At 51.4% G+C, this 18,934-nt stretch carries 14 protein-coding genes; 3 read left to right on the top strand and 11 right to left on the bottom strand.

The genetic code is table 11. The annotated features are described in order from the left end of the window. Positions 1-10: 10 nt before the first annotated feature. The 6 genes from HFD95_RS18185 to HFD95_RS18160 form a co-directional block, all read right to left on the bottom strand. Positions 11-1,426: a sucrose-6-phosphate hydrolase gene (locus tag HFD95_RS18185; RefSeq protein WP_167430580.1), complete on the bottom strand. Its 1,416-nt coding sequence runs from the start codon at positions 1,424-1,426 to the stop codon at positions 11-13. Beyond that, positions 1,426-2,796, bottom strand: a complete 1,371-nt coding sequence (locus tag HFD95_RS18180; RefSeq protein WP_010256928.1) for a sucrose-specific PTS transporter subunit IIBC — start codon at positions 2,794-2,796, stop codon at positions 1,426-1,428. Before HFD95_RS18180 ends, HFD95_RS18185 begins: the two co-directional genes overlap by 1 nt. Before the next feature lie 67 nt (positions 2,797-2,863). Beyond that, complete coding sequence (locus HFD95_RS18175) at positions 2,864-4,399, bottom strand: carbohydrate porin (protein ID WP_064689869.1); 1,536 nt, start codon at positions 4,397-4,399, stop codon at positions 2,864-2,866. Positions 4,400-4,556: 157 nt separating this feature from the next. Then, positions 4,557-5,483, bottom strand: a complete 927-nt coding sequence (locus tag HFD95_RS18170) for an aminoimidazole riboside kinase (RefSeq protein ID WP_167430579.1) — start codon at positions 5,481-5,483, stop codon at positions 4,557-4,559. Between the two features lie 219 nt (positions 5,484-5,702). Next, complete coding sequence (locus tag HFD95_RS18165; protein WP_010256937.1) at positions 5,703-6,674, bottom strand: ParB family protein; 972 nt, start codon at positions 6,672-6,674, stop codon at positions 5,703-5,705. Then, the gene (locus HFD95_RS18160) at positions 6,671-7,873 is read right to left on the bottom strand and encodes an AAA family ATPase (protein WP_010256940.1); all 1,203 of its coding nucleotides are present in this window, start codon (positions 7,871-7,873) and stop codon (positions 6,671-6,673) included. Before HFD95_RS18160 ends, HFD95_RS18165 begins: the two co-directional genes overlap by 4 nt. Positions 7,874-9,900: 2,027 nt before the next feature. On the opposite strand from HFD95_RS18160, the gene HFD95_RS18155 reads away from it, so the two are divergent. Beyond that, positions 9,901-10,974 carry a RepB family plasmid replication initiator protein gene (locus tag HFD95_RS18155; protein ID WP_010256943.1) on the top strand — a complete coding sequence of 358 codons (1,074 nt, stop codon included), beginning with the start codon at positions 9,901-9,903 and terminating at the stop codon, positions 10,972-10,974. 1,367 nt (positions 10,975-12,341) lie between these two features. Here the strand turns inward: HFD95_RS18155 and HFD95_RS18150 are convergent. The 4 genes from HFD95_RS18150 to HFD95_RS18135 form a co-directional block, all read right to left on the bottom strand. Beyond that, on the bottom strand, positions 12,342-13,529 hold the full coding sequence (locus tag HFD95_RS18150) for a diguanylate phosphodiesterase (RefSeq protein WP_064689871.1): 1,188 nt from the start codon (positions 13,527-13,529) through the stop codon (positions 12,342-12,344). A gap of 251 nt (positions 13,530-13,780) precedes the next feature. Then, positions 13,781-13,990, bottom strand: a complete 210-nt coding sequence (locus HFD95_RS18145; RefSeq protein ID WP_010256949.1) for a YdgH/BhsA/McbA-like domain containing protein — start codon at positions 13,988-13,990, stop codon at positions 13,781-13,783. Positions 13,991-14,190: 200 nt separating this feature from the next. Then, entirely contained in the window at positions 14,191-15,975 is a 1,785-nt protein-coding gene (locus tag HFD95_RS18140) for a GGDEF and EAL domain-containing protein (RefSeq protein ID WP_010256951.1), read from the bottom strand. A gap of 520 nt (positions 15,976-16,495) precedes the next feature. Continuing rightward, the gene (locus HFD95_RS18135) at positions 16,496-16,720 is read right to left on the bottom strand and encodes a DUF3606 domain-containing protein (protein WP_010256955.1); all 225 of its coding nucleotides are present in this window, start codon (positions 16,718-16,720) and stop codon (positions 16,496-16,498) included. A 368-nt stretch (positions 16,721-17,088) separates the two neighbouring features. On the opposite strand from HFD95_RS18135, the gene HFD95_RS18130 reads away from it, so the two are divergent. Together HFD95_RS18130 and HFD95_RS18125 are read left to right on the top strand one after the other, a co-directional pair. Next, complete coding sequence (locus HFD95_RS18130) at positions 17,089-17,328, top strand: hypothetical protein (protein WP_022624236.1); 240 nt, start codon at positions 17,089-17,091, stop codon at positions 17,326-17,328. Positions 17,329-17,503: 175 nt separating this feature from the next. Then, positions 17,504-17,992, top strand: a complete 489-nt coding sequence (locus HFD95_RS18125; protein WP_010671953.1) for an Hsp20 family protein — start codon at positions 17,504-17,506, stop codon at positions 17,990-17,992. 73 nt (positions 17,993-18,065) lie between these two features. Here the strand turns inward: HFD95_RS18125 and HFD95_RS18120 are convergent, their stop codons facing one another. Then, entirely contained in the window at positions 18,066-18,830 is a 765-nt protein-coding gene (locus tag HFD95_RS18120) for a MerR family transcriptional regulator (protein ID WP_010256962.1), read from the bottom strand. Positions 18,831-18,934 lie beyond the last annotated feature (104 nt).

The following is an 18,934-nucleotide window of genomic DNA, read 5'->3' as shown; positions in this document are numbered from 1 at the left end:
AAACAAGGGCTTATTCTACCATGCAGCGACGTAACGACCAGTAGCGGGCCTGCAGTTCTGCGCGACCGCGCAGGGTTAGCATCGCCGGATGGTCCGGAAAATAACGGCTGCTCATCACCCCTTCCCCGTCGTTGATGAAGATCTCAACGCTGGAGTGGTCACACAGGATCTGCAACCGGCGTGCAGCCCCTGTCCAGTAACGATAGGTCCATTGACCCGATACCAGGCTGCGACGGGCAAGCCGCAGTTCATTCTGCTGCCACGTCAGGATCAGCGTATCGGCGAAATTGAGTTCTATATCGCCCAGGCTCTCCAGCTCAAGCTCAAGCTCCAGCCGCTGCGCGGCAATCGGCGGCGCGTCATCGGCGCGGCCCTGATAATGCAGCTCCCTCTCCCGCAGCGCCTGCAGTTCTGCAATCGGCTGCTGACAGAGCCGACCATTGCGGGAGCTCAGCTCGCGCAGACAGGTCATCTGATGGATCCAGTGATGCGCCACGGTTGGCTGGGCCATCTCTTCACCGTCTGGCGTTCCCATCCAGCCCACCAGCAGACGCCGGCCGTCAGCGGTCAGCGTGGTTTGTGGTGCATAGAATTCAAACCCGGCATCCATTTCGTTCAGCGGGCCATGCAGGTAGGCAGGCTGCTGATAATCCAGCGAGCCACTGAGCCAGGCGCAGGCGTGACTGTTCAGGTAGCGTTTCTCTTCAGGCACAACACCCTGCGGACAGCAGATCAGATACGTGCTGTCGCCGAGGGTGAACATATCCGGGCACTCCCACATGTAGCCAGCGGCGTCCAGCCCGCCCAGTTCGCTGCCTGCAATCTCGCCGAGATTCTGCCATTCGCGCAGATTATCAGAACGCAACAGCAGCACCCTGCCCTGCAGCTGGGTATTCTGCGCGGCCAGCACCATGTACCAGTAATCTTCATGACGCCACACTTTGGGATCGCGAACGTGGCCGGTGTAACCCTCCGGTACGGCGATAACCGGACCGAGTTTGTCAAAACCGCCCGCGCTGTTCTGCTGCGCCAGACACTGCCACGCGGTGCGCGAACCATCATCAAACTTCACATTGCCAGTGTAGATCAGCGTCAGTACACCGTTATCGTCTACCGCACTGCCCGAGTAACAACCGCTGCGGTCATACTCCTCGTCCGGCATCAGGGCGATGGGCTGATGCTGCCAGTGCAGCAGATCGGCTGAGCGCCAGTGTCCCCAGCATTTTTGCTGATGCGCGCACTCCAGGGCGTTCCACTGATAGAAGAGATGATATTCACCGTCGAAATGGATAAAGCCATTGGGATCGTTTAGCAGGCCGGTTACCGGTGCCAGATGCCAGCCAGGGTAGTGGCTGTCGCTGAGCGCCTTTGGCATACCCTGCATCACCGCCTGCAGAATGGCGGCAAGACGTGTTGATGAGGCCATTATTCAGAATCCGTTTTGTATTTAAGCAGGTAAGAGATCACAAACGCAGTGGTGAACGCGATTGCGATGCCGATGACATAGTTGAGCAGAGAGCCCGCCTGGACAATCGCCATGCCCGGCAGACCGGTCAGCCCGACCGCAGTCATATAAACATGGACCGACACCACCCAGGCACCACCCAGCGCGCCACCCACCAGACCCGCTATAAAGGGTTTCATAAAGCGCAGGTTAATACCAAAGATAGCCGCCTCGGTAATCCCCAGCAGCGCGGAAAACGCTGAAGGCAGCGAAATCGCTTTGATCTTCGCATCGCGGGTTTTAAACCATACGGCCAGACAGGCACCGCCCTGAGCCACGTTCGCCATCGCCCAGATAGGCAGCAGGAAGTTCACGCCGATGGAAGGATTGCCCAGCAGTCCGGCTTCGATAGCGTGAAAGCTGTGATGGACGCCGGTAATCACAATCACCGAATAGAGTCCACCAAACACCAGTCCTGCCAGCCAGCCGGCGTGCGCAATCAGCGTACTGAGAATAAAGGAGATGCCATCACCCAGCATACGACCCGCCGGACCGATAATCAGCAGCGCAATAAAGCCGGAGATAATCACCGTCAGGAACGGGGTCAGTATCAGATCCAGCGCATCCGGGATAACCCGACGCAGCTGCTTTTCCAGCATGCTCATAAACCAGACCGCTAGCAGCACCGGGAACACCGTGCCCTGATAGCCAATCATCGCCACTTCAATGCCGAAGAAGTTCATGGTGTGGAAACCGGCGGCGACGCCCCAGGCGTTGGTCAGCGCCGGATGAGTGAGAATGCCGCCCAGTGTCGCACCAAGAAACGGGTTACCACCAAACTCGCGGGCAGCCGTAAAGCCAATCAGGATCGGCAGGATAATAAAGGCCGCCGAGCTGCACATATCCAGCATGATATAGAGCGCATTTTCCGGATTGACCCAGCCGTAAGTTTTGACCATCCCCAGCAGGCCCATCAGCAGACCTGATGCCACAATCGCCGGAATGATCGGCACAAAGATGTTCGACAACAGGCGGGCGATGCGCTGGAAAGGGTTAAGCTTACGTGCGGCTATATCAGCGGCCTCAGATTTGCTCGATTCACTGATGCCCGCCTCGGCGATAAAGGCAGCGTAGACCTTGTTCACCACGCCGGTGCCGAAGATAACCTGAAGCTGGCCCGCATTGCGGAAGCAGCCTTTAACGCCCTCAATCCGGCCAATCGCGGTGGTATCCGCTTTTTCATCATCGGCCAGCACCAGCCGCAGCCGGGTGGCACAGTGAGCAGCGCTGGCGATGTTCTCTTTACCACCCAGCAGGGGCAGCAATGCCCGCGATATTTTTACATAGTCCATACACACCTCAATCTTGTTATGTTTTTATCCATCCTGATCTCTGGCCCCGGCATCCGGGGCCGCCCGGTCAGAACCAGGTTTCCATCTGTACGCCGAAGTTCCATTCGCCACCGGCATCGAATCCTTTACTGCCGAAAGCGTCGTCACTGGCATAGTTATCCAGCCGGTGATCCCAGTTCATCCAGGTTGCAAAGAGACGAATTTCCGGACGTTTGAGGAAGTCACCGACATCACCGGCTTTCAGGGTTGGCGCAACGGTGAGTTTGGTAAAGCTGCCGCTGACCGCATTACGGTTGTTGTAGCCTTCGGGACGCAGATCCATGTACTGATAAGAGCCTTCATACTGCATCTCAAAGTTCTGGGTGATTTCCTGAATCAGCCGCAGGTTGACTGTCGCCCAGTCATAGCTGTCACCTTTGACGTAACGATCGTCACTACGCTGAGCCAGTAAAGCAGGTGCAATGTGCCAGCCACCGCCCAGCGGGGTAATACCGTAACTCGCCAGACGCCAGGTGTCCGCTTCCGGCAACAGTGCGCCATCAGAACCAATCGACTTCACCTCTGCGCCCAGTCCATGACCATAAAGCAGTGCAGTTTTCGACGTGCCTTCTCTCAGCCCATAAAAGCTGTCGTTATGCAGGCCAAGCAGCGCATGTACGCCGGTTTCTGCCGCATCGCTTTTGACTCTGAGGCCGTCGATGTCACGGCGATCGTCGTTATCCTTGGCCCGCATACCGCTGACCATCAGCTGTACCGGCCCGACAAAGTTATTCAGCGACAGGATGTAGTTCTGCGCAGTGTTTTCATTGTTTTCAATGTCGCCAAAGGTACGACCATAAAGGGAAATGTTACTGCGCGCCTGATCGCTCCATTTCATGTCGTAAATACCGGCACCGGTACCGGCAAGGAACACCACATCGGAGTCGATCCAGTGAATATCAAAGTTATCGCGATCAAAACGCTTACCGGCCCAGACCGTGGCGTTATCGAATGCGCCGCTGAAGGTGGGAAGCTGCCCGAGCTCGACAAACGCCTGACGCAGGTTGAGATCGCTGCTGGCGGCTGTCCAGTCGTTGTAGGTGCGCTGTCCATCGGCCAGCATCGCTTTGAAACGGGTGGTGGCGCCGTTGTCCAGCGTCTGTTTATGTTCGAGGTTGAGCTCAACGTAGGTATCCGGTTCATTACCAAGGCGACCAACGTGACCGCCGGTTTCCCCGGCAGGGGTAACGGTCGGGCCACCCTGAGTTTTGGCGGCCGAGCTGTTCATCAGCAATCCTGAACGGGCATAACCGTGGAACTCGAAGCCACCTTCATCGGCTGATTTTTGTTCCAGTTTCGCGGTGCGCTGCGCGACCTCAGCGGTGGAGTTTTGGGTCTGTTGTTGCACGGCAGCCAGTTGCTGTGCCTGCTTCTCAGCCATCTGTGCCTGTTTCTCCGCGACCTGTGCGCGGGTTTCCGCTGCATTCGCTCGCTGCTCGGCTGCCTGCAGTCGCTGCTCCATGGCCGCAAGGCGTGCTTCAATGCTGCTCATACTGGAGTCAGCCCAGACTGATGTAGAAAGTAATATCGTTGAGAGGCTCACTGCTAACGTGCTTTTTTTCATTTTTTTATGTCCCTGAAGAGAGGCTATCACCACCGGATTTTTTGCTAAACCGGTTTAGGCGCAAATCATAGCCACGGGTAATTTCCCTGCGCAATGAAAATAGCTAAACCGGTTTAGTGATTGTGAGATAGCTCCCAAAACAGGGGCAATAAGATAATCAGCCTGACAGGTGGTCCAGCTGGTGGAGCCGCGGAAGTGCTGTCATGGCCCCTTTAGCCGTGGTTGCCAGTGCACCGCAGCGTTGTGCACTGGTAAGGCAGATGGCCAGCTGCGATTCATCGGCAGGAAGACCCGACTTAGCCAGCCCCCAGAGTAATCCGGCCACGAAGGCATCACCTGCGCCCGTGGTGTCGATGCTGGCCACGGGCGAAGTAGCATAGTGGTATAGCTGGCCCTGATAGCAGGCGATCACACCTTCCCTGCCCCGCGTGACCAGCAATAATTTTATGCTGAATCGCACTGCCAGCTGCGGCATGGTGATAGCCGGTTCCTGATCCGGACAGAGAAAATTGAGTTCCTCGTCGGACAGTTTAACCACGTCCGCATGGCTCAGCGCCTCGTTCACCACCGCATGCAGCAGTTCCGGATCGGGCCAGAGGTCATGACGCAGATTTAAATCGAAACTGACATGCCCGCCTGCTGCCCGGATCTGCTCCATGGCAGTCAGGGTCGCCGTGCGTGAAGGTTCGGCTGATAAGGCGATGGAACAGCAGTGCAGCCACTCCCCTTGCCGGAATACGGGCAGATCTTGCGCCTCAAGAAACAGGTCAGCACTCGGCCTCACCATAAAGGTAAAGGAACGTTCGCCATGGTCATCCAATCCGACCACCACGGTTGAAGTGCGGTGCTGCGTATCAGCGATCATGTAGCGGGTATCAACCTTCTCTTCAATGAGCGTCTGCCGCATAAACTCACCAAAGGGATCATCTCCTACCCGCCCGATAAAAGCGCTTTTTCCCTGCAGACGGGCAACTCCAACGGCGACATTGGCGGGCGCCCCACCCGGACACTGCATCAGGCGACCCGGCATTTCGGGAAGCAAATCAACCACGGCATCCCCGAGGCACCATACGCGTACAGACATAAAAAACTCCTCTGATTAAACCTGATAGCTAAACCGTTTTAGCTATAGCGATAAACCGTGCTGAGTTCAAGTATTACCCTGCGGAAATGATGCGTAATTAACAGAAGTCGTTATCAGGCGAAGAGATAAGATGCGGATTGCACTGTCGGGAGGCCGGTGGAGGAAAGAATTAAAAAACCGGCACAGAGGCCGGTTCTGGTATCAAAAACGTAAAGAGGATTATTTTAATGTGGAGAGTATCTGTCTGATTGACGCGTCGATCTGTTCAGCAATCTCTTTTGGCAGACGGCTGAATTCATACTGCACAGTGCGCTTCTCATCATTAGTTTTACGACGCGCATAGGTATTAGCTGTGGTAAAAGTAGCCAGCTTTTCCGTCACCGTCTTGCTGACGGGTGCAGGTTTTTTTAACTGACGACGGGCGCTTTTAAAGCCGTTAAGAATCGCGCTCTTCTTCTCATCCGCATTGGCGCTTAGCAGGGAATCATCAGCTTTAAGCGTTTGCTTAATATCGCTGACCAGCGCGGTGACATCAACCGCTTCCGCTTTCGCCTCTTCCCAGACATCGAGCAGTAGCTGGTAATCCTGAAGTGTCAGCTCTGATACGACCGGAAAGAGTTCAATAAATTCAGCGGGTACGGCTGCGGCCTGGAACGCACGTGAGACCTTTGCGTTTGAGATGCCTTCTGCTTTAGCAATCTCTGTTTTGCTCATGCCATTTTCGTTCATCAGCATAAAGCGCAGGCCTAATTCACGCAGGTTATGCTCTTTTGCTGTCTGAATGTCCGCAGCCAGCTGACGCGCATCACTAAGGCTCAGTTCATCAGCGGTGACCAGTACTTCCAGACTGGCACCGGTAAGAATGCATGCGGCGCGGCGGCGCGAACCATCCATGATTTCAATCCGGTCACCGTTGACACGACCAATAGCCGGAAAAAATTGCTGCAGCGTAATAGTACGGGTGATCTCCTGAAGCGATTCCGGCGTCAGCGTGCTCTGGTCACGTCCGTTGATTTTTGGGTCAACGCTGGTTCTGGTTTCAATATCATCATGCAGGATTAGCTGGCGCACAAAGGTGGCCTTCGCGCCCGACTTCAGCGTAAATGTGCGCGACTGGCTGCTGCTGTCGATCATGTTTGCGATAGCAGAATCACCAAACTTGCGCCCGATGCGCTGTATAGGTTTGCTCACAAGGTACTCCTGATATATTCAATGCGGTCAAACACAGCCCTTGAGAACTGCTCGGCTTCATATTTAGCTTTGCGCAGAGCGTCCGCACTGCCCGGATAAGAGGAGGGATTGGCACTGATCACCGTATCAAAGGATTCGCCGCAGCGTTCAAATCCATCCAGTCGCGGCAGGCTGCAGTCCAGCATCGATTTAGTAAACACTTCCCTGGCATAGCTTTGCGAAGTCAGGTGATCGTGTTTAGAAGTCATTTTGGACATAAAGCCGATATTGGCTTTAAGCCGTGGCTCAATGCCTTCGGACTCAATACGCTCCAGCATTTCAGGCAGACGCGTCAGATACTTCATGGTGGAGTGGAAATCGACCTGTGCCGGGGGCGTCGGCGTCAGCAGTACATCACTGGCCGCAATTGCATTCAGCATGAATGAATCAAGGTGAGGTCCGGTATCAAGGAAGATAAAATCGTAGTCACCCGCCAGACGATCAATCACGTTGCGGCGTAGTACTTCCGAAGGCGCAACGCCTGGCAGATGCTCAGCAACCAGCTCTTCCCAGTCGCTTGCAACAAAACCATCGTCGATAGAGGCTGGGATCACATCAACGCCTGGCATGACAGTAGGTTTAATGAATTGCTTACGAAGCTGGTCAGCATCCAGATCGTTCAGCATCGCCTGCGCTGCCGTCTCCAGAACTGAACCGACACTGTTGGTATGGCTCAGGAACATCGTGCTTGATGCCTGTGGATCCAGGTCGATAACCAGAATACGCAGGTCATTATGTAACATAGAAGGATGTGCACGCATACCGTGGGCCAGCGTGACTGTGCTCACTGTTTTTGAGACACCACCTTTAAGGCTGACAACGAATACGACAAAGGGGCCATCGTGCCGATCGCGATATTTCGGTACTTTACGATGCTGATAGATGTCGACCACATTCTGGATAGTCAGGGCATATTGTGAGGTGCTGCCGGTCTGTTTTTTCCCAAACTGATAACCTGCTGCTTCCATATCACCAATTGCGGCGACAACAGCATGCTTACTCAGCAATGGCATGTTGGCGACAGCATTCCGGGAGAAGGTCTGGTAAAAACCGGTCTGGTTAAATTCTTGACGCTGCTGCTCAATATGGTTACTCAGTCCATGTAACATGGAATTGGCACGTGTGGCCATTTCCAGCACTCCACCATAATCACGCTTCATAAGCCCCTCTGCGTTAATGTTTTTTGCATACTACACAAAAAGCACATACCTGCCAATTTTTTAGAAAAATGCCAAAAACCTGGATTTTTTCTCCGCGATGGTGAGATGCAAGCAGTATTACTTTTGTGAATCACTGGAAAGTGAATCGCTTTGCTTTTTTGTCTTACAGGCTGGTTGAGACAGAGAACTTAAAATGGCGACATTAAACGAATATTTTAAGGACTAATGATTCGGAGCGGTGCATTCCGATTCTGATAAATCATCTGCCAGTCTGCAGGTTGCTCGTTAAATTGTTTTCGTGTTTTCAATGGTGTTTTCAGCATGAAAATTCAATAAAAGTTATTATAAATCATTTAATTACGTGTGAAATGCCCTGGTGAAAAATTTCCAGGATTAATGTACTTTCACTCAACATTTATTGCTGACGTAGAGTTTTACTCAGAAGCTATTACAGTGCTTTTGAACCTGAAGGAGTAGGCATAATGGTAAAGTACGCAAGTAATCGTTACCGCTATCATTGCTAAATTAAGATCACTGCTTCCAAATCCATACCTTTTATGCCTTGTCATTATGTAGCGTTCATAATCTGCGTTGCTGCCTGTCAACATAATGTCAGGCGTTTTTCCGCATAGGGTTTTTATTGCAAGGCTTAATCCAGAAAAGATAGGGATTTAATTCCCTTCATCATTATGTGATGTCACGAATCAAAATCATGTAAGAGTTAAGACTGCCGATTTAAGAGCATGAGTAGGAGTAGAGAACAGGCTTAATGCGGCAAGGCTTAGAGCAATATTAATTGGGGCAAGTCACCATAATGTAGCTATGCCGGACAGTCAGAATTAACGCTCTGCTGTGCTTGATTCAGATCCGGATACTATCTTTTCATCTTCATGTCATTCTTACATTCCTGAAATTACTTCATTCACGCTAAGCCTATTTATTAGTTTAAGTTATTATGCCGAACGCATTTTTCTTACTGTCGTTCTTCCTGTTGTTCCTTCACTGGCACCTTATTAATTTCTTCCGGGAAAGTTATTTTAAGTGCCTTTTTAGTATGTCTGACAGATTCTGAGTACTGACAAAACAAAGATATTACGTTAAGTAAGAATCTTATGGTGTTTTCATCATGAAAATAAAAAATAATCCATTATTTATCAAATAGATAGGCGATTAACATCATGGTGAGTTTTCTGTATTTTCACTGACCGATTTTCTGAGGCCTGATTTAAACTTATAACCCTAAAGATTTAATGGTTATAGGTGTATGCAACATTCCAGTCTTACCTATGCTCAGCGTTAGATCGTTTTAGCAGTAAAAGACCTTCACAGATGTGCTTCTGATAAACCGCACATTCAGAACTGAAGGTGAAAATCACTTCTGACCGGGACTCTCAGCTAATTCTTTGTTTTGTGTGTTTTATCCCCGTTATTCACAGGCCAGATCCAATTGGTCGATCCTCAATAGATCAAATTGAGATCCTTAACAGATCCCTGCAGCGTCTGAAGCCTTGTAACACAAGGCCTGGAAGGGGGTCAGTAACCACTGTAGCGAGAAGAATAACCACTATAACGAGTATAACAACCACTATAGCGAGAAAAGCAACCGCGCTGGCGAGTACTCAACAACCACTATAGCGAGTAATTGGCCTGAATCGGTGTGCATAACCCTGATTATGCGTAGATGACGGCTTCTTCCAGGGTGCTTGCGATGAAAGAGGGAGATCCAGTAAAGGGGGAGGGCGGTGGCTCGACTCTTTTTCAGTTAGTTTTCTCAGGTTATCCACTGAATAGATCCAATAACAGATCCATTTAAGATCCTTATTAAGTTCCTTAAAGATCCCAGCACCGCCTCAGGCCACGGTATGACTACGTTAAAGCCGGGTCGCTAACCACTATAACGAGTAAAACAACCACTATATCGAGAGAAATAACCACTATGGTAAGTAGATTAACCGCTGTAGTGAGTGATAGTATCCACTGTATCGAGTAACAGCGGCTCTCGCCTGTTCACATCACGGATCTTCCTAATGCCAAGAAAAGAACCAGATATCCTGAACATAGCTGATGCGTTTAGCGAAACAGATAAACGTACAGGTGAAGTTGTTACTCTTACCCCCAACAGTAACAACACCGTCCAGCCGGTAGCATTGATGCGACTCGGTTTATTTGTTCCGACGTTAAAATCCACAGCGCGCAGTCAGAAAAACCAGATGAACGCCATGGATGTGACCCAGGATCTTAAACAGTTATCCCTGGTCAGGTCAGAAGGCTATGACAACATTAAGATTCTGGGTGCCCGCCTGGATATGGATAATGATTTCAAAACCTGGGTCGGGATCATTCGTGCATTCGCTACGCATGAGTGTCTGGGAGACACGGTAACGCTCTCTTTCGTTGAATTTGCCAAACTATGCGGCATACCCTCAGTGCGTCTCTCCTCGAAGCTCAGGAGCCGTCTGGATGCTTCGCTGACGCGTATTGCCTCTAACACCCTGACTTTTACCAGCAAGGGCGGAGAGAACTACACAACGCACCTGGTGCAGTCTGCGAAATACAGCATCAAGAAGGACACGGTAACGCTGCAGGCCGATCCCAAGATCTTTGAGCTGTATCAGTTCGACAGAAAGGTTCTGCTGCAGCTTAAAGCCATCAATGAGCTGGCACGCAAAGAGTCTGCTCAGGCGCTCTACACCTTCATTGAAAGCCTTCCGCCGAAGCCTGCGCCGATATCTATGGCGCGTCTGCGCGCAAGACTTAACCTGACATCGCGTGTGATTACCCAGAATGCCACCGTCAGAAAGGCCATGGAGCAGTTAAAAGAGATCGGCTATCTCGACTACACCGAAACCCGACGTGGCTCATCAGTCTACTTCTGGGTTCATTATCGTCATCCTAAGCTGCGCCCGGCCGAACTGCCGCTCAGTAAGTCAGGCCTGATCGATGATGAGATGGATGAGTTTGACGATCTTGATATCGATTCCGACGTAATTGACGTCAGCCTGCCTGAACCGGTGATTGAAGAGGATAGCAGTGAGCTGGTGATGGTCTCGCGTGAAGAAAAAGAGCTACTGAACAAAATCAGGAAGCAGAAGAAGCAATGACACGCTTTCTGCTAGCATGCATGCTACTCCGCTTTCAATCTCTTATCGGGAACGCCGGGCTGAAAGACAATAACCACTGTAGCGAGTAACGTTACTCACTATAGTGGTTACCAGCACGACAGCAACATACGTAACGCCTGTCTGAACAGGGCTAATCGCGCTATTCATTACTCTCCATCGGCAGGACCTGAATTGAGTCCGGTGCTGTGTTTACTCTCTATAGTGGTTAGTCTCTCCCGGAAGAGCGGCCTCAAAAGCGTAATAGCCAGAATGAGACCCAATGTTCACTCGCTATAGTGGTTACTTACCTGATCACAGCACAGAAAGTACGGCCGTCATGAAGTATTCACGCAGGCTGGGCAGGGGAATCGGTGTCATTACTCTACTCGCTATAGTGGTTATCTCCTCCGTTACCGCGCTTTTTCATCTCCCTTTTGTCCATCCAGGGTGGGTAAACTACTCGCTACAGTGGTTATCAGGTTGTTTTATCGCTAAAGCGTTCAGTTAATGATCGGATATTGGCGCTGATGAATGCGATATTCTCGCTACAGTGGTTGTTAATTGGGAGCAGAAATGGGGAGCATACTCGCTATAGTGGTTGTTATTGTCACTGGCCTATGCTCGATATAGTGGTTACCTTAAATATAGTAAGCACTCACTATCATTTATTGCACTGTCAGTAAAAGACTTCCTGTTAAATTGCCAAATGCCCACACTTAAAAATGGTTACTCGCCACAGCCGTTAAACGGTGTGCCGTGCTTCAGATTTTTGCAGTTTTAGAGCTTAGCTGCATTCATAAAAGCACCTTTGCGAGGCCCCACACAGGGCGGATTCTGCAATCAAGGGTCAAAATTCATTGTTGAGAGGGAGATCGGTTTTTTACTCGCTATAGTGGTTATGACTGAATGAAACCGTACCTGGAGTACCTGAAACAAAGGGTAATGCGCCTTCGCGCTGCAATTTAGAAGGACGGATGACGATTTACTTGCTCTGCTTACTCGCTACAGTGGTTTCCGAACCCTGAATATCGTTACTTTACTCGCTACAGTGGATAGGCGATGAAGTTTGATCCTAAAGAAGGATCCGCCACTGATTTGCTTACTGGAAGAGTTAAACAGGTAACTTTACTCGCTACAGTGGTTATCAAATAGAGCTGAGCCAGAATGAGTACAGAGATTAAGGTATGGCCGGAACCATCAGGAAGGCGCTGCCGTTATCCCTGTCACAAGAACGGGTCCGATGGGGGCGAGGGGGAGGGGAGGTGTTTAGCGGGGCCGCTGCGGCTATGATACTGCTCTGCAGGACATCGGTGAAGAAAGCGGCCTCGCGCTGACGTACCGCTTTATCACCGTTGGGACAGAGAGTGTTACATCGCCTCACGGTATTCCGGCCAGGCAACGGATTGTGCTTCATAGCGCCCTGCGGCTGCGAACAGCGTGCCCTGGAAGTTGATCACACCTGCAGCCTCCAGCCACATCCACTCTTCTGCCTGTACGATCCCTGCCGCGATGACGGTAATTTCCAGCGCGGAACAGCATTTAATAATCGCCTGAACCACCGCCTGCTTTGGCCCACTGCGATGAACATCGCGGGTGATACCGGCATCAATACGAATGCGGTCGGGCTGAATGTGAGTCAGCAAGGACAATCCCGCGGAGCCGTCACCAAAATTGTCGATCGACAGACTGATTCCGACCGCTTTTAGTGCGCGTACGGCTTCAGAGAACGCTTCCAGCTGCGAGATCACTGCGGTTTCGCTTACGCCAACTACAACCTGCTCAGGAACCAGTCCCGCCTGCTGAATAGCGGCCATAATATGATCGACCGCATTGGGTATCACCACCAGCGTCATAGGCAGCAGGCTGACGTACAGTGTCATACCGTCCGGGCAGACCAGGCCAGCATGGGCAAACGTCTTTTTCACGGTTTCCAGATCGTTAACATAAAGCTGATCGCCTGAGGTGTCGTCGGCGGGAGCAGGTCGCAGAGTGGTCGCCTCAATCGCTGTGACCTGACGAGCGAGGGGATCCACCACCGGGCGAAAGCTGACGCCTTCTGTCTCCGGACGGGAGTCCGGCACATCATTGTGCTCAGAAATAAACTCCCAGTAACCCGGCGGGAGGACCTCGTAATAGTTCTCTTTCTCACGAGACTCTACAAACGTGCGCAGGAATTGCAGTGCCCGATCATCATAGGTCAGACGATATTTTGACGTCCCTTTATCCAGCACGGCCTGCAGGAGCGATGAGCGATCGTGTTCACGCAGGTCAAAGAGTGCCATGCCCGCATTACCAAAGCGGCGGTAAGGCGCATAGTCGCGCATCAGCTCCACCACATTGTGGTGCCGTCGATCTGCACAAATCCTCTGATAGACTGCCTGAATGCCTGCTTCCGGACCCTCAAGCAATTGAAAAAAATGGGTACCGTTAAATAATAAGATGCCGGTCACGTCGTGAGTCGCATTTATTTTGCTGGCGTTGTCGACCATCGCGGGCAGGGTTCTGATGGAGAAGTCATCTGAAATATGGCTGCGGTATATTATGGTAGTCAGCATGTGCAGCTCCGTTTTATAAGATTGTTGCGCACACGCTAGCATTGTTCAAAAAATGTTTCATCTCTCCTTATTCACTGTCGCACAGACTGCACCACGGCAGGTGACAATAAGCGAAACGGCAAATTGTGGGGCACGGTTCCAACAATCGTAATGGGATCAGAGACGCTGAACCTGAGCAGACGAACTCATGCTTCCTGCATAATAAAAAAGGCCGCCGTAGTGGCAGCCTCATCGTATTGAAGGGGTAAATGTTATTTGATCAGTTCAGCAGAGACATAAGCACGATTATCAACGCGTGCGCCGGTAATTTTATAGGATGCGCCTGCATCTTTGGCCTGTGCCGCGACTTTCGCTTCAGCAGCATCCAGGGTAGACGCGGTAGCGGTAATAGTCTGGGCAAAACTACCGAATGAAATCAGAGAGAGTGCAGTAACAGCAACGAAAGTTTTGATGGATTTCATGGTCAATTCCTTAGCGTATTTCAGTCAGGGAGAGGCGTTTTGCCTCGATGGAATGAATGATAGGCGCGATCTCGCCAGACTGATATAGCTAAATTTTGCTGATATTGATCAAATATTTTGAGTTATTACCATGGGGGATATCAGAGATCGTTCAGATCGCTGAAAACGCAATCTGATATCAGATTGCGTCAGCTCCAGTTTTAATGACACTCGCCACGCAGCTTCCAGTGCAGCCAGTGATCCAATGCTTCTTCGTTCAACGGCTTCGAATAGAAATAGCCCTGAGCCTGATCGCAGCCATACTCGGTCAGGGATGTTACTGCATCCGGACACTCAACCCCTTCTGCCACCACGGTATAGTCCAGCTCTTTAAGCATGGCGATGATGCTGCGTGCAATGATGCGTGAAGCCGTGTCAGAGGAAAGCTCACTGATCAGGGAACGATCCAGCTTAATCACATCAAGCGGCATGCGACGCAGATAACTGATATTGCTGTAGCCGGAACCGAAATCATCGAGTGAAATAGTGAATCCTCGTGCTCTGAGCATCTCCAGCCCGCGCAGGGCGGTCGGGCTTTCAAGGATACGTTCGGTTTCCAGACATTCGATTCCCAGCAGAGAGGTCGGGAGCTTAGATTTGACCATCTTACTTTCCAGTGCTGAAGCGAACCCCTCGCGCGCAAAGTCACGTACGCTGACGTTTATCGTTAGCGGCAGCTGGATACAGTTATTCCTCAGCCGGCTAAGGCGCTCAACCGCCCGATCGATAATCCAGGCTGTCAGCACAGAGAGCAGATCGGTCTGCTCAGCCAGCGGGATAAAGGCGGCAGGTGAAAGTTCGCCCCGGCTGGGATGTTGCCAGCGGATAAGCGCTTCCAGACCCACGGGTTTACCACTTTGCAGGCAAATTTTCGGCTGATAGACCATATACAGCCCGGTGTTCTCGCGTAATGCCGTTTTAAGATCGGTCATCAGCAGGAAATCTTCTGAACGCTGCGTTTCAGCCTCAGCGTCAAAGCGCTGAGAGGGCAGGCCGCGGCCGACCGCTTCATGCAGCGCACTGACCGCACGGCCTAATATTTCAGATGCTGGCATGCTGCCAGCGACAAAGTCAGCCTCACCGGTATGGGGAGTCAGCGCGACTGACAGACCTTCATCCATGTCCGCACTGATACCTTCCAGACGACCGGCTACCCACGCGGCACTGAGTCGGCTATCCGCTCGGGTCAGGATAGCAAAGCGGCCGGTGGCCACCGTATAGATCATCTCCCCAACCGCCGGACGCAGGCGTAGCGGCAGCAGAGTGGCCATATCTTTCAGCAGGCTCTCAACCGGGCTCATTCCCATGGTGCGGGCCAGTTCATAAGCGCGCGACATATCGATGCAATCAATCAGAACCAGACGGCGTGGCGTGGTATCGCCGGCAACGGCAAGATATTGCAAATCACGTATCAGGCGCTGACGGTTAGGCAGCCCGGTCACCGGATCGGTAAAACCCGCCGAGTGCCAGGCTTCAAGAAAGGACATTACCAGCGTAGAGAGCAGCGTTAAGGTCGTCACCTGGTCACTGGGAAACGCATGCGGCTCGGTGTCGGTCACACATAGTGTGCCCAGAATAATGCCATCGCGTGTTTTCAGTGGCACACCGACATAAAAGCGGATAAAGGGTGAGCCAGTGATCAGGGGATGCGTGACAAAACGCGCATCGTAATAAGTATCAGGGACGATCACCGCACTGTCGCTATCAACCACGTGACGACAAAGTGAATCCGCACGCGTTGAGCGTTGCAGTTCAAAATTGTGTGATGCCCGAACGGTCTGGAACTCATCATCCAGCACCGATATAAAGCTGCCCGGGATACCCAGGGCCTGACTGGCTAACCGGACAAACTTCCGGAGAACTTCATCGCGGCTTTCATCAGGGTCGCGCAACGCCTGTAAGGCGCGGCTGCGGCGCTCATTGTCGCCGTTTAAATTGTTTAACATGTGTGTAGAACCCCCGCACCGGCTGATTACGGAGCGAAAAAAGAAAACTGTCCGGAGCGAAATGTGATTCGGGCGGCAGGAAATATGGCGTGATTTTTTATTTTCAACTGGATAATAAGGGACTATGCAGCGGGTGTCTCTTAATATTTTCTTTAACGCATTAAAGGGGTTGTTACGATTCGAAAATTTAATCGAAGATGCGCCTGATTATTTACATTTGTACATTTTATATAGCCAGGAGAGGGTTTTTACGGTTGTTAATGTTTATGTTCCATCAGGAGATGAATAAGCATTCAGGGTGGTTAATGTTATTTCTAAGTCAGTTTTACAATTAAACAGGTCTGCAGCCAGAGACGGATCGCTATCCGCTGGTTGATCAGGAAGATAACCTATTAAAAATACAGGTAAAAGCCTGTAAAGATGAAGACCGGCAGATATGACCTGTCAGTGTACTCCTGACTGCTATAGGTCAATCCACCGCAAGACTGCCAGTAACGTGTCGCTTCAGAAAGTAATCAATTTAACCTTTCATGCCGTGTGTGAATTGTGTCGGACGACGTGGCGGCGGGTTTTGCTCCAGCCAGTCACGAACCTGTTCGGTCCGCGGCCCTCGCTCGCGGATCGCGCGTGTCAGCCTTTCCTGTGTTGTCCTCAGTTCCTGGGTCCAGTAGGTGATTTGCCACTGTTCACGAATTTCCACCTGCGACAGATCGTCGGGCGAGCGACGCTGGATAGGATTTTTCATTCATTATCCTCCTCTTTTTCAATGATGCTGCCTGAACATGACCCTCAGGCTATACCTCTATCCTGATGAAGAAAGGGCGCTTGAGGTAGCGGATTAATCCCTGAATGGCCCTTAAGGCAAATAACAGGATAATTCCTGGCAGGAGGAATAAAGCACTCTATGGAAATAGAAAAGTCTCCGTCAGGGCGAAATATGCCGCTTCGCTTATAAAAAAGCATGCATGATTTTTAAACCTGAAATTTGACATTTATTTAAAATAGTCAATTATTCTGTGGTCTTTTCGTTATGGCCGCTCTCAGGTTGCTTCGCTTTTATTGATGGCGAAGCGCTGTGCCTTTGCGGTTTAATCATGTTGAAGGAGTCTTTGTTTGGTGAATCGTCCCCCCAGGCCGCCTGTGGTCGTCCAGAGTAATGTGCGTGAACTTCGTCTTGCCGCCGGGCTCTCACAGCAGAGCGCTGCTGAGCGTTTTGACCTTAGCCTGCGCGTCTGGCAAACCAAAGAAGCCGCAGGTAACCCGACACTATTAAGTCAGGGAGAATATGAGTTGCTGTTATTACTGGCTGGCTGTCATCCCCATTTTGCTCTTGCACCTCAGAGCAAAAAGTAACGGCTGTGTTAATACCCTGAAATTTATTTCTGTTGTAACCGGCTGTCTGATAACGGTAAAAAAATTATATTTACCGACTTGAAAACTGACTACTGATCCCTATTTATAGAGATGATCGGAAATATGAGCCCGATCAGATGAACTTTTGGATGAACCTGTTCAGGAGATTATCACCATGTCAGTACAACAATTTTCAGTGTTCCCTTCGCTGGCTGATTCAGTCTTTTCAGACCGCTTTAACCGCATCGATAAATTGTTCAGTCAGCTTACTGGCGACAGCCCGGTAACGTCGGTTCCCGCTTACGATCTGCAACGGGTAGAGGATAATCGCTATGCGTTGACCGTCAGTGTACCTGGCTGGAAAGAGCATGAACTGGAGATCGAGTTACGAGGCGGACGGCTTTCAGTGGCCGGTCACAGAGAGAAACCGTCACAGGAAGCGTCTGGCGAGGCCCGGGAAGAGAACACCAGCTGGATCCACCGCGGCATTTCCCGACACGATTTCCAGCTGAGCTTTTCCATTCCAGAGCACATGAAGGTCACCGGAGCCAGCCTGGCGGAAGGTCTGCTTAGCATTGATCTGATCCAGGAAATACCGGAGAGCGAGAAACCGCGCCGTATCCCGATTGCGATCGGCGGTCAGCGAACTCTTGAACATCAGTAACATGAACAGGGCGGAAACGGCACAGGCTGTTTCCGCCTTTTTATTCACTGGCAGGTAAGAAAGTCAAAAGAGTTCAGGCGCTGGCTGCCATAAGGCTGATTTGCGACGGTAAGCCGGTATTCGTTCCGGTCAGCATGATCGGTTCACCCGCCTCAAGACTGGAGTGAAATGCAGCCTTCATCGATGCACTGATACCATCACCACACCACATCAGATGATGCTCAAAGCGGCGTTGCGCCACGGCGGGGATACCTGACGCATCTGCTGCAACTTCAACCCGAAAGCCCTGTCCGTTAAGCCGTATCGCTTCCATCCAGATCTCGGTTTCATCTGTGACGCTGACTGCTTCAAGAAACAGCGGTACGGTGCTGCGTCGTTGTGAGGCCAGCGCCAGGCGCTCCCACTGACTGACTACCGCTGAATGAAAGCGCTGCTGGCGCCGCGCCGCACCTTCGCTGAGGTCAGTGCGCAGCCAGAGGTTGAGCGGCCGCAGGTAGCGATTAACATAATCATCACCACAATAGTCGGTATTCATCATCTGTAGTTCGCGATCAACATCTGCGTCCGTATTATGCGCCAGCAGGTGCAACATATCCTCTTCCCGGCAGGCCCAGCCGCCAGGCAGCGCAACGCTGGGCCAGTTAAATGCAGTATGGATATCAAAAAGCGTATGACCCCCTGAGGTCATTTCACGCACACAGAGCGCACGCGTAAGCTGATTATCTGAGTAACCAGCAGGGCCAGGCGGCGTTATCAGCCCGGCACGGCGCCAGCGGCGCAGAGTTTCAGGAAGAACACCGACGAGACCACATACGGTGTCGGTAGAGTGCTGAGGCATAATTGATATCCGGAAGGCATTGAGATCCCATGAACAGGGAAGATGACGCAGTATGCGCGTCAGGAATAAATAAAGAAACAATCATTTCCAAAATCTGCTGGTGT

The organism is Pantoea sp. EKM10T, assembly GCF_011800685.1.
GTDB lineage: Bacteria > Pseudomonadota > Gammaproteobacteria > Enterobacterales > Enterobacteriaceae > Pantoea > Pantoea agglomerans.
This window is presented reverse-complemented; position numbering and strand designations above follow the sequence as displayed.